This is a genomic window from Paraburkholderia sp. A1BS-2L, assembly GCF_051125205.1.
Lineage (GTDB): Bacteria > Pseudomonadota > Gammaproteobacteria > Burkholderiales > Burkholderiaceae > Paraburkholderia.
The window spans coordinates 483,510-496,027 of record NZ_CP120429.1 but is presented as its reverse complement, the minus strand read 5'-3'; the positions used below and the strand labels follow the sequence as shown (position 1 = coordinate 496,027).

At 60.9% G+C, this 12,518-nt stretch carries 11 protein-coding genes; 7 read left to right on the top strand and 4 right to left on the bottom strand.

The genetic code is table 11. From position 1 onward, the window contains the following. Positions 1 to 106: 106 nt before the first annotated feature. The 4 genes from P5W98_RS17025 to P5W98_RS17010 all read right to left on the bottom strand — a co-directional run bounded on the left by P5W98_RS17025 (position 107) and on the right by P5W98_RS17010 (position 4,828). A complete protein-coding gene (locus tag P5W98_RS17025) occupies positions 107 to 1,450 on the bottom strand; it encodes an MFS transporter (RefSeq protein ID WP_421026844.1) in 1,344 nt (447 codons plus the stop codon). A 76-nt stretch (positions 1,451 to 1,526) separates the two neighbouring features. After that, positions 1,527 to 2,477: a PDR/VanB family oxidoreductase gene (locus tag P5W98_RS17020; protein ID WP_421026845.1), complete on the bottom strand. Its 951-nt coding sequence runs from the start codon at positions 2,475 to 2,477 to the stop codon at positions 1,527 to 1,529. A gap of 43 nt (positions 2,478 to 2,520) precedes the next feature. Then, positions 2,521 to 3,630, bottom strand: a complete 1,110-nt coding sequence (locus tag P5W98_RS17015) for a porin (RefSeq protein WP_421026846.1) — start codon at positions 3,628 to 3,630, stop codon at positions 2,521 to 2,523. A 145-nt stretch (positions 3,631 to 3,775) separates the two neighbouring features. Then, positions 3,776 to 4,828, bottom strand: a complete 1,053-nt coding sequence (locus P5W98_RS17010; protein WP_421026847.1) for a Rieske 2Fe-2S domain-containing protein — start codon at positions 4,826 to 4,828, stop codon at positions 3,776 to 3,778. A 289-nt stretch (positions 4,829 to 5,117) separates the two neighbouring features. Between P5W98_RS17010 and P5W98_RS17005 the strand changes: the two genes are divergently transcribed. From P5W98_RS17005 to P5W98_RS16975, 7 genes are all read left to right on the top strand, one after another. Next, positions 5,118 to 5,840: a TetR/AcrR family transcriptional regulator gene (locus P5W98_RS17005; RefSeq protein ID WP_421026848.1), complete on the top strand. Its 723-nt coding sequence runs from the start codon at positions 5,118 to 5,120 to the stop codon at positions 5,838 to 5,840. A 126-nt stretch (positions 5,841 to 5,966) separates the two neighbouring features. Continuing rightward, positions 5,967 to 7,235, top strand: a complete 1,269-nt coding sequence (locus P5W98_RS17000; protein ID WP_421026849.1) for an alpha/beta hydrolase — start codon at positions 5,967 to 5,969, stop codon at positions 7,233 to 7,235. A gap of 33 nt (positions 7,236 to 7,268) precedes the next feature. After that, entirely contained in the window at positions 7,269 to 8,159 is an 891-nt protein-coding gene (locus P5W98_RS16995) for a VOC family protein (RefSeq protein WP_421026850.1), read from the top strand. A 29-nt stretch (positions 8,160 to 8,188) separates the two neighbouring features. Further along, entirely contained in the window at positions 8,189 to 9,859 is a 1,671-nt protein-coding gene (locus P5W98_RS16990; protein ID WP_421026851.1) for an AMP-binding protein, read from the top strand. Then, a complete protein-coding gene (locus P5W98_RS16985) occupies positions 9,856 to 10,320 on the top strand; it encodes an acyl-CoA thioesterase (RefSeq protein ID WP_421026852.1) in 465 nt (154 codons plus the stop codon). The genes P5W98_RS16990 and P5W98_RS16985 overlap by 4 nt, the downstream gene beginning before the upstream one ends. Before the next feature lie 21 nt (positions 10,321 to 10,341). Continuing rightward, entirely contained in the window at positions 10,342 to 11,496 is a 1,155-nt protein-coding gene (locus tag P5W98_RS16980) for an FAD-dependent monooxygenase (RefSeq protein ID WP_421026853.1), read from the top strand. 45 nt (positions 11,497 to 11,541) lie between these two features. After that, complete coding sequence (locus P5W98_RS16975; protein WP_421026854.1) at positions 11,542 to 12,297, top strand: maleate cis-trans isomerase family protein; 756 nt, start codon at positions 11,542 to 11,544, stop codon at positions 12,295 to 12,297. The last annotated feature ends 221 nt before the right edge of the window (positions 12,298 to 12,518 follow it).

Below are 12,518 nucleotides of genomic sequence, written 5' to 3'. Positions count from 1 at the left end.
AGTTTCGTGATTTGCGAGGCTGGAACCATCAAGGCGCGATAAACCAGGGAGCCAGAACGTTTACCGCTTACGCCGCTGCAGGCAGCTAATGGTCCCGATGCTCGCGCTACGATTGCGTCCCGACGGAAGGGGCCGATACGGCGCAGGGGTCGTCCGAACGGGAAATGGATGAAAGCAGGGCTATCGACAGGGCAGTCACGAGCGTCGGCCCAGCCGAGGCAAGGATGATCTGGTCCGCGGTCCACGAGCGCGAGAGCAAATACCCTCCCAGAACCGGACCGAGCACCGCCCCGACACGTCCGACTCCGGATGCAAGTCCGGCACCCGTCGAGCGCCCTTTGGTCGGGTAAAAGACCACTGCGATGCCGTAGAGCCCAGACTGGCCGCCGATGACACTAAAGCCAGCGAACATGATGCACAGGACGGCGATTTCCGGTTGATGGGTGAAGAATGCAAGTCCCGCGATAGACAGTCCGCCAAGCACGAAGTTGGCGAACATGACCCAGCCATATCCGAAGCGGTCGATCAGATAGCCCAGCAGATAGTTGCCAATGAGGCCGCCACCCCAGAACGCCATGCCGGTAAGCAGCGAGGCACCGGCCGAAAATCCGATTGCGCTCATCAGAAGCGGGATCCACGCAGCCAGAAAGTACGCGCTGAGCATGTTGCAGAAGCTCGCGAGCCAGAGCAGAACAGTGGGGCGCGTGCGTCCATGTCCGAACACCACCTTCAGCGCGCTTTCCTTGCGTGCCGACTGCTCAGTCTGGTTGAACTCGTCGTCGAGCCGGTACTTCCGGATCAGGTCGACCGTCTTGTCGTCGTTCGGACGCCGCAACAGCCGGAACTGCAACGATTCCGGAAGAAGGATCAGCATCAGCAGTGCGAGGAAGCCGGTGAGAATCGCACCGGAGTAGAAGACGCCGGTCCAGCCAAATGGTTTGATCACAAACGTAGCGATCGCTCCGCCTACGACTCCGCCGATCACATAGCCGGAAGAGACCACCATCACGAGCGTCGTGCGCAGGCGCTTCGGACTGTATTCCCCTCCCAACGCGAGCGCATTGGGAACGACGACCCCCATCCCGAGCCCCGCGATGAAGCGGATTGCCACCAGTTGTCCGAGCGTGTGAACGATGGATGTCAAAGCCATAAGGACTGCTACCCACATCAGAGAGGCTATCAATGCTGGCCGGCGGCCGATGCGGTCGGCGATACCTGCGAGCAGGACCGAGCCCACGAGCATGCCGAACAGGCCGGCGCTCAGAACCGGGCCGAGCATGGCCTTGCCGATTCCCCAGTCTTTGATCAGGGCGGGTGCCGCGTACGACATGGCCTGAACATCGAAGCCGTCAACGACCATGCACAGTGCACACAGCATCACCACCATGTACTGCGCGCCATGGATCGATTTCGCGTCCGGGAACCGGCTACGCGCTTTTGACAGTTCCATTTTCATCTTCTCCGGGTGCGCCGTTCCGAGCGTTTGGCACTCTTGCGCTTGTTGTAAAAAGGTTGTGTGGATCGAGTTAGAGATCGAGAACCAGCAGCCCCGATCTGGACCGCGAGCAGCAAGGCGTGAACTGATCGTTCGCCGCGTGCTCCACATCGGTCAAATAGACGTCGCGATGGTCCGGCTCGCCACCGAGTACCCGTGTCAGGCAGGTGCCGCATACACCCTGCTCGCAGGACACGGGAATCTCGACGCCGCACTTCGCAAGCGCCTGAACAACCGATTCATCGGGCGATACCGGGATGACCTGGCCAGAACTCGCCAGCTTCACGCTGAAGCGCTGATCCGATGAGGTGTCGGCAGCGGTGCCCGCGAAATACTCGCGATGTATCGTGGCTTCACCCCATCCCTGCGCGCGCGCGGTCTGAATGACCATGTCCATGAAGCCCTTCGGGCCGCAGACATAAAGATGGGTGCCAGGCGTTGGGCTGGCGAGCGCCGTCGATGCATCGAACTGCTGCGCCTCGTCGTCGTCGCTCAGGTGGAAGGCGACCTGAGATGAAAACGGAGATTGCTCGATCGTCGAGCGGAATGCCATGCGATCCGCCGAGCGCACGCAGTAATGCATGTCGAACGGCGCACCGATATGCGAGAGCCGGTGAGCCATGCAAAGAATCGGCGTGATACCAATGCCGCCGGCAATGAGGAGGGTTCGTTCGGCATCGCGTGCCAGGGGGAAGTGATTCTTGGGCTCCGATATGGTCAGGGCGTCGCCTTCATTCACGTCCCGATGCATGGACTCCGAGCCACCTCTGGAAGCGGACTCACGCAACACAGCGATGACGTACCGGTGCGTCTCGTGAGAGGGATTGCACAATGAATATTGCCGCACAGTGTCTGCATTGACATGGACATCAATGTGAGCGCCGGCCGAGAAAGCCGGCAAAGAGGCTCCGTCCATTCTCGCCAGCTCGTAGCGGCAGATGTCGGTCGCTTCTTGCACTTTTCGCACTACAGTAACTTTCAAGACAATCTCCTGCTGTTTGTTGCGAGATTCCGGCTGTGCACGACTAGAAGCTGTGCGTCATGCCGACGCCGAGGTACACGGAGGAACGCGCCCCCTGGGCGAGCGGAGTGCCCGTGTCGAGGGCTGCGCCATTCGCATTGAGACGTTCGTACACGCCCACGAGCTGCATCGTCGTGCGCTTGCTCAGGAAGTAGCTGGGGACGACATAGAATTTGTTGGCGACCTCATCGGGTGCGCCGTCCTGAGTTCGCTTGCCACGGTAGTAAGCGACGTAGAGGTCGAATGCCGGTGTGATGAGCCAGTCTCCGCCGCCGGAAAGGACCTGGGTCTGCATATTCCGGTAGGGTCTGGCGGGCGTGTTCAAGCCGCTGTCGATCCGGTTCTGGGTGAACGTCGCCCGCAGCGTCAAGCCTCCCCATTTGTAGGAAGCGCCTCCTGCATAGGCGAAGAAGAGCGTTCCGATGTTGTCCTTGTATTGCATATAGGACGCCCTGAGCGTTGCCGCTCCGCCGTCGTAGCCCACCATCGCGCCAGCAGCACTGTTATTCGAAAACTGGCCCGCGATCCCGCCGAAGGCGTACATCGCCATGCCGGTGAAACCGTACTTGCGGATCTGGTACTTCACGGCGTTATCGACACGGTCAAGACTGGCGCCGGCAACCCCGGGATTGGGGCCGAAATTGCTCTGGATCGTGGTGCCCGGTCCGCCCAGGTAGCCGAGCCGAACGTTCATGTTCGTTGCCGAGTTGTTGGCGTTGAGCGGGTCCGTCACGTAAAAAAGTTCGGCGAGCGTATTGACCTGCCGTCCGAACGTAAGCGTCCCCCAGTCATTCGAGGTCAGCCCGACATAAGCGTTGCGGTCGAAAAGCTTCTGGGTGCTCGCAGCCGCCCCGGTGTTGACGATGATGGTGGACGCGAAACTGAATACCGTGCTCAGACCGCCGCCGAGATCTTCCTGTCCCCGCAGACCCCACAACGAAGGAAGCCACATATTGGCTGCCATGCCTACCGACGAACCCCCGGTCTTGCCGGTCTGGTAAACGATCCCGTCGTCCAGTCTCCCAACGAGCGATATGCTCGAAGTTGAAACCTGCGCGTATGCCGCGGATGATCCGAAAGCTAGCGTTGCGATGACTGCATGAAGCTTCTTCATTGTCGATGTCTCCAGACTTCATTTAAGTTCGTTTTGCTAATTATTATTTTGGCATTTATGTTTTTTCGCGCCCGCTCCATGGAGATTGAGTAAGGTTCTACAAGCGCATGCGGGAGGAGGCCTGCATGCGCCGAGCCAGCCTGTGTCAGGTCGTTGTGGCGACCGGCCTGTTCCGCGCCGCGACTTCGGCATCAAGCAGCTTCGCCAAAGTGCGTCGGACGCGGATCGCGCCACTGTCGGTGCCGAGCAAGACAGGGTGCAAATCCATGATGTCGACCGATCCAATGGACCGCTGCTGGGCTTCCAGCATCGGTTTGTCCTGCTCGACGAATCCAATGCGCTGCCAGTCACGCACCTTCTGATCCGCTTCTGGATCTCCGACCGCGTAATCCCGGCTGTTGCAGAAGAAGTAGTGACACGTGAACTCGGACTCGGCCGTCACGATATGCGCGCTCTGAATCTCGAAGAGCATCTTTTCGCGGTCGTCGACTTCATAGCCGCGGACCGTGAGCTTCGCGTTCGACGGCGGATCCCAACGCACCTCGTAGACGAGGTCGATCAGCTTGTCCGGGTCCGAGACGGCATTGGCGTAGAACATCGGGACCTTGCCGTTCGGGAAGGTCAGGTAGGTGTAGATCGTGTTGCCGTCCTGCTTGACCTCGTTCTTGATGCGTGGAAACGCTTCGGACCCCTGATACTCGCCGTGCACGAACTGGATGTGCGTGAGGTCGGTCAGGTTGTCGATGGCCAGTTGGTAGTTGGCCTGGGTCACCATGTAGCCCTGCACCGCGGCGCGCGCGGGATCCGTGAGGAACGCGTAGTCGGGCAGGGCGCTCTCGTCGGCCGCCTCGGGGTCGCCGAGCCACACCCAGAATCCGCCGAATCGTTCGAGTACCGGATACGCCTTCACTTTTGCCGCTTTGGGAATCGGCGCGCCGTCGACGGGGTTTTTTGCACAGTTGCCGGCCTTGTCAAAACAGAGGCCGTGATAGCCGCACTGGATCAGGTCGCCAACCTGCGTGCCCATGTGCAATGGCACAAAACGGTGTGCGCAGCGGTCCGCGATCGCTGCCGGCGTGCCATTTTGCAGACGGTAAACGAGGATCGGCTCGTTAGCGATCGTGCGATGGAGAAAGCCCTTTTCGTTAAGCTCGCTGGTCCAGCCGATCATGTGCCATGCGTTCTGGAGAAATACCATGTCTCACCCATGTATAAGTGCTCGCCCGGCGGTTCGACATCGACATTGGCGTCGCCGCTGCCCAGGCGACCGAACCAGCTCTTGACGAAGGAAGGAAGTGTGGACGCATTCTGGCTGTATTCGACACTATAGTCAAATTTATAGACGTTAGTGTCAATACCACTATCGTTTTCCCTGAAATGCCAGACGAAATTGGTGCGCTGAGCATTTCGCGCCCGGGCGCCTTACAGCGCGCGGGTAGACTTACGCGTTGTAGCGCCTTGATGCGGCACGACCAATGGACATTTACATGAGCGACAACACGACCACGACACGGGAACGAATCACCCGGAATGCCGCGCAGCGGCAGGCAATCCTCGAGGAGGCGTGCCTGCTCTTCATTTCGAAAGGTTTTGGCGGGACCAACATTCAGGACGTCGCCGATGCGGCGGGCCTGACACGAACAGCGGTGTATCACTACTTCCGCAGCAAGGAAGCCATGCTGGAGGCCCTGACGGAAGACGTCACGCAGAAGGCAAGCGAGCTGTCGGCATCGATCTCGATGCGCGACGACGTTCCGGCCGAAGAGGCGCTACAGCAACTGATCATCCAGCACGCCGGACTCATCCTTTCGCTGCCCCTGCAGTTTCGCGTAGTCGAGCGCAGCGAAAGTAGCCTTCCGGAGGCGCACCGCAAGGCGGCAGAGGATGCGCGGCGCGGGGTGCTTGCCCATTTCGTCCATGTGATCCAGCGCGGTATTCGCGAAGGGGTATTTCGTCCGATCGATGCACATGTCGCCGCGTTTTCCATCATCGGCATGTGCAACTGGTGTGCGTGGTGGTTCGATGCGGGCGGCGAAGTGCCGGCACGCGAGGTGGCGGCCACCATTGCCGAACTGGGGCTTCGTGGCCTGCTCAAGGTCAAGGCGCCGCGGGCGCGACCGGTCACGATCGCGGAGACCATGAGCCAGATGCGGGACGCAATGGCCGTCCTGGAGCGGCAGATCGGCCATCTGCCATCCGGATCGAAATAGGACGCGTTGACAGTAGCGTCAACCGGGAAGGGTTAACGAGATCGTCGAAAATTTGACGGTAGTGTCTAATTCTCGTATGATCGACTCACGATCAAACGAGGGTGCCGCTTCGCCGCGGCAAGACAGATGACCACGACCCGCAACCCGGCAGCCGGCGCGACCGCCGGCTTTCTGAATACCGACTGGAACCCGCGAGACGTGCCGCAAGGCACGCGGACGACCAACGTCGTGCTGCGCACGGCAGACGGCGCCGCGACGGGCGGCTCGCTCTACGAGCCGTCGACGCCGACCGACACGGTGGTGTGTGTCATGCACCCGCGCGAGTTCATGGCCTGCCACTATCTGATCCCGGACATCGTGGGCGCGGGCTATGCGGCCTGGTCGCAGTCGCCTCGCTCGGTCGGGAACGATCTGCGTCTGGAGCATGAATTCGCGTTGCACGATGTCGCCGCGGGACTGACGTACCTGAAGTCGCGCGGGTACCGCCGCATCGTGCTGCTGGGCAATTCCGGCGGTGCGGGGCTCTACGCGTACTACGTGCAGCAGTCGGGATGTCAGCCCGAGCAGCGCACGAGCCGCACCCCAGCCGGCAAGCCGACGCGCCTGGCTGATCTGCAGATGCCCCAGGTCGATGGTGTCGTGTTCGTCGGTCCGCACCCTGGTCAGGGCGCACTGCTGATGAACTGCATCGATCCGTCCGTCGTCAGCGAATACGACCCGCTGGCAGTCGATCCCGCGCTCGATCCACTCAATCCCGGGAACGGGTTTGCCGGCGCCGGCGCAACGACTTATGACGCGAGCTTCGTCGAGCGCTATCGCGCTGCACAGCGCGAGCGCGTTGCCCGCATCGACGAACACGCGCGGCGTCTTATCGCGCTGCGCATGTCGGCCCGGAAAAGGATGGCCGAGGCGGGCAGCGCCGCTTCGGTCGAAGACCGCCGGATCGCGTCGCATACGCCGATCATCAACGTATGGCGTACCGATGCAGATCTGCGTTGCTTCGATCTGTCCATCGACCCCTCCGACCGCAAGTTCGGCTCGCTGTGGGGTAGCGATCCCTACGTATCCAATTACGGCGCAGTCGGGTTTGCGCGCCAATGCACGCCGGAAAGCTGGCTGTCGACGTGGTCGGGCCTGTCGTCCAATGCGACGCTGGAAAAGACGGCTGCGTCGATTGTTCAGCCCGTGCTTGTCGTCGAGTACACCGGGGACCAGGCCTGCTTCCCGGGCGACGTGAAGAAGATCTACGCCTCCATTGCCTCTTCGAACAAGCGCCACCTGCGCGTACGAGGCGACCATCACGGACGCGCCCTGTCGCCCGAAGAAGAACCGGGGCGGCTCGAGGCCGGCCGGCAACTGGCTTCGTGGCTCAAGGACACTTTTCCCGCTCTCTGAGCCTGCCGAGAATACTGAATCTGGAGATCCCGCATGACTGCCCACGCAAACCCGCGTCAACTCAAACTGAACGGTGTCGACCATACTGCGCGGCCGACCTGGAAACTCCGGGAAACCGTTGAGTTTTATCGTGACAAATTAGGACTACAACTGATTCACGTGATCTCCGCGCGGGGTTGGGGACCGTCGAATCATCCGGACTTTCTGCATTTTTTTTTCGATAGTGGCAAGGGGAGCACCATCGCCTTTTTCTACTATCTGGGCTCCGATCAGCCGGCCGAACTCGAAGGCCGGTCCCAGCGCGCACCGGCTCCTGAAGACCACGTGTTCGACGCGACGCACACGGCGTGGCAGGTCGAAAGCGAAGAGGAGCTTCATGCGTGGAAGGCGAAGCTGGAAGCACAGGGACTCAACGTTTCCGTCGAAACGCGTCACGAAGTCATCGAATCGATCTACGTGCGGGATCCGAACGGCTATTTCATCGAGTTCACGCGAAAGCTCCGTCCACTCGGCGAACTCGATGCCGACGATGCTGCGCTGACGCTACAGGCTGCAATGGAGGCCGAGGACATGGCTGCGGCGGAAGGCCGCCGGGTTCTGAACATCGATGAATTCTGGGCGCGAAAAGCCGCGTTGCTCAACGAGCGTGAGCACGTCAACGGCGACGGTAACGGTGTGCGGATTTACGTTCCGCAGCTCGACGAGTTTGCCGCGATCGTCAAGGACGCTGAAAAGCGGGAAGGGTGCCGTGTGGTTCGTCGAGGGGCCTACGATTGCATTGAAACGGACCAGCCGATCGCGTTCCTGAGAAAGGAACTGGCCCTGAAGCCAGCTGTCTGGTACGGCCTCTTCACCGGCGGTGTGCAAGGCCACATCAGTGAGTTTGGTCGCGATCGCGTCGTGATCGCACCGTGCGGCAAGTAATCGGCGCTTGCTGAAAAAGTGAGGAGACAATGGCTGGCATATTGAGCCCTATCGAGGGCGTTACTTATCCCACCGCTGCAAGAGCGGCCCGATCTTTTGCGAGTGGAGCCTGGGTTGATTCGACCGTAGGCGATGCATTGCGCGCAACGGCGCAACGTTTTCCCGACCGTCCGGCGTTCATCAGCGACGAGCGAACGATCACTTTTCGCGAGCTCGACGAAAAAACCGAGCGCCTGGCCGCCGCGCTCCTGGATTTGGGCCTCGAAACCGGCGACCGGGCAATCCTGCAAATCGGCACGAACGTCGAATCGATCATCGTGCTCGTGGCCTGCTTCAAGGCGGGGATCGTCCCGGTGTGTTCGCTGCCGCAGCATCGTGAAGTGGAAATTGGACAGCTTGCCGGGCAGGCGGGCGCGAGAGGCTATTTCGTTCAGGCCGACTTCAGTGCCTTCGACCTCGCGGGTTTCGCGGCGAAGATGGTCGATCGCACGCCGAGCCTGGCGTATCTGATCGTCTCGCGCGGAGCTGTGCCGGGTACGAGCGATATCGAGACGCTGGTGGCGTCCACGCCGCTCGAAGCCGCCAGGCAGCGTCTCGCGCTCGTCAAGCTCGGTAGCGAGGACGTGCTGAGCTTCCAGCTATCGGGGGGGACTACAGGTGTCCCGAAGATCATTCCGCGTTTCCATGCCGAATATATCGGGCACTCGAGCGCATGTATGAACCGCTACCGCATGACGAGCGAAGGCCGGTTCATCTATCCGTTACCGATCGTTCACAACGCGGGCCAGCTCTATGCACTGCTGCCGCCGCTGGTGCTCGGATCGACGACCGTGCTGATGCCGAAGGCCGACGTCGTGCGGATGCTCGAACTGATCGAGGCGCATCGTGTCACGCATGCCTTGTCCATTGGACCGATCGCGCCACAACTGCTTGCGTACCAGGACGTCGGGAAGCACGACTTGTCGTCGCTGCAGCTGTTCGCAACGATGAGCCGCGCGGACGCGCTCGAAGCTCACCTGGGCGTGCCGTGCTCGAACCTGTATGGCATTACCGAGGGGCTGCTGCTGGGGTCTCCTGCCGACGAACCGGTTTTCGTCAGGCATCACACCCAGGGTGCCTCCGGGTGTCCGGATGACGAGATCAGGCTTCTGGACCCCGACAGCGAGACCGAGGTCGAATCCGGAAAGATGGGTGAACTCTGCTTTCGCGGACCATCCACGCTCGGCGGTTTTTTCGACAACCCGGAGGCGAATGTCACGGCTTTCACGTCGGACGGCTTCTATCGCACGGGCGATATGGTCACCCGCCATGTCATTGACGGGAAAACTTACGTGACGTTCGAAGGCCGTCTGCGCGACAACGTGAACAGGGGTGGCGAAAAGATCGGATGTGAGGAGGTCGAAGCTTTCGTCTGCCAGCATCCCTCCGTCGTCGACGCCAAGCTCGTTGCTATGCCCGACGAAACCTACGGGGAAAAGGGTTGCATTTTCATCGTCACGCGCCCGGGCGCCGAACCGCTCGATGTCGCGACGCTCGGTGCGTTCCTTGTTGGCAAGGGCCTTGCGAAGTTCAAGTGTCCTGAGCGTGTCGAGGCGATTGAGGAATTCCCCGTGACCCGGGTGGGCAAGCTCGACAAGCCGGCATTGAAGAAGCGAATTTCCGACATCCTGACGCTCGAGAAGCCGGAGGTCAAATCGTGAGCGCGTTGCCGATCGCTACGGAGCAACTGGTGAGCCGCGTGCCGGTCGTTATTCGCCGCCGTGTCAAGTGGGGCGAATGTGACCCGGCTGGCGTGGTCTACACCGCGACCTTCTCCGACTATGTCATCTCCGCGGCAGAACTGTTTTACGGTTCGCTGTTCGATACGACACCCCAGCGGGCGAAGCGCGAACAAGGTTTCGGTACGCCGACGCGCGCACTGACTTTCGATTTCAGCCGCTCGCTTTATCCGGATGACGAATTCGACATGACGGTTTCGGTAAAGGACATCCGTAGCAGGACGTATGTGCTCGATGTCACGGCCCGCACGCCTGAAGGCGACATCGTTTTCGAGGCGAATCTCACGCCCGTATGCGTGGCCCGGGACGAACGCAGATCGATCGAGATACCGGCATCGTTTCGTGCGGCGCTGGAGCAATACCGGCAAGCCTGCGCGGACTGAATCTTGTAGGAGAGACAAAGCATGAAAATCGTTGTCATCGGTGCCGGCCCGGCGGGCCTCTATTTTTCCCTTCTGGCCAGGAAGAGCAATCCGGAACACGACATTCAGGTGTTCGAGCAGAACCCGAAGGGCGCCACCTACGGTTGGGGCGTTGTGTTCTCGGATATTGGCCTGAGTTTTCTGCAGGAGGCCGACCCCGAGTTCTTCCGAGAGTTCACGGCGAATCATGAGCGCTGCGACTACATGGAGGTCGTGCATCGGGGAACCCATGTGCAGATCCATGGCAACCACTTCTCGCGCACGTCGCGCGTCGGCATGCTGAAGACGCTTCAGGATGCGTGCGAGCGGGAAGGCATTCGTATCGAATATGGCCGACGCATCGAGGACGTCGAAAGCCTCGCTGCCCAGGTAGATTTGGTCGTTGCGGCCGATGGGGGCAATAGTGCCGTGCGCACACAGTTTGCCGATCACTTCCGGCCCAGCTTTGAAAGGCGCCGCAACAAGTTCGCGTGGTATGGAACGCACCAGCGGTTCCACCCGGTTTCGCTGATCTTCCGTCCCAACGAGCACGGTACGTTCATAGCTCATGCCTATCAATACAGCCCGCAGTTGAGCACGTTTCTGGTCGAAGTCGATCCCGACACATGGAAGCGGGCGGGGCTCGATGCGGTGAGCGAAGAAGCAAGCCGCCGCTATTGCGCCGAGGTATTCCGGCAGGATCTCGGCTCCAACGGGCTGCTGACCAACCGTTCCCTCTGGTTCGAGGCGAACATCGTGAAGAACGAACAGTGGACGTATCGCAACATCGTTCTGCTTGGGGATGCATTGCGCACGGTGCACTTCTCGCTGGGCTCGGGCACGCGTATGGCCATGCAGGATGCCATCGCGCTGCATAAAGCCATCTGCTGCCATCCGCGCGACATCCAGGCGGCGTTCGCCACGTTCGAGGCGTCACGGCGTCCCGCGTCGAACAGTTTTCAGGGCGCGGCCAGCAAGAGTCTGGACTGGTACGAGAACGTCGACACGAAGCTGCATCTCGATCCGGTGTCCTTCGCATACGACTACATGCGGCGCACGGGGCAGGTGTCGCACGACGACCTGAAAGCGCGGGATCCGCTGTTTGCTGCTGCCTATGAGGCAGTGCAGGGTGAGCTTGCCCAGACAACGAGCGCCTGAAAGGGCGCGATCCTTCACGCGCGCAACGGTTCAAGAGAGATCAAGATGCAGAAATACTATCGGATTGGACAGATCGTCCCGAGTTCGAATACCACCATGGAAACCGAAATCCCCGCGATGCTTCACGCGCGGGAAACGGTCCGTCCCGAGCGGTTCACCTTCCATTCGAGCAGAATGCGCATGCACAAGGTGACCAGGGAAGAACTGGAGGCGATGAACCGGGAAGGCTTGCGCTGTGCGGCGGAACTGGCCGATGCACGCGTCGACGTGATGAGCACCGCGTGCCTCGTTGCGATCATGGCGATGGGGCCGGGGTACCACCGCGAAACGGAGGCACAACTGGCCGAGGTGGCTCGCAACAATCAGTGCCTCGCTCCGGTGATGACGTCCGCCGGCGCGCTGATCGATGGCCTCAAGACCCTGAAGGCCCGTCGCATTTCGCTTATGGCGCCCTACATGCGTCCGCTTACCGATCTCGTGGTGAAGTACATCGAGAGCGAGGGCATCGAGGTAATCGATTCGCTCTGCTTCGAGATTCCGGATAACCTGGAAGTGGGCAGGCGCGACCCGCTTCGGCTCGTGGAGGATGTACGGGCGCTGAACACCGAAGGCGCGGATGTCGTGGTGGCTTCGGCGTGCGTCCAGATGCCTTCGCTGCCGGCCATTGAGCGCATCCAGGACATGCTGGGTATCCGGACCGTGTCCACGGCGGTGTGCACCGTCAGGCGCATGCTGGACCATCTGGAGCTGGAGCCGATCGCGCCGGGAGCGGGCGCGCTGCTCTCCGGTGCCCAGGCCTGAACTGAATGGGTGTCGTGTCGTTGCGATGTTGCCAACGGCACGATCGCTGGCGGCGCTCATTGTGGTGCTCAAGCGCGGCAGCCAGACGCGAGAGCACCGTTGGTGTGTCGGGCTTGCCAATTCAGGCAACCTAATTGTGCTTCATGATCTTCACGATTTCCACGTGCCTGTAGACCAGGCCGAGGGGCGCCGCGCCGGTGTCATAGCCCGCACCCAGTCTA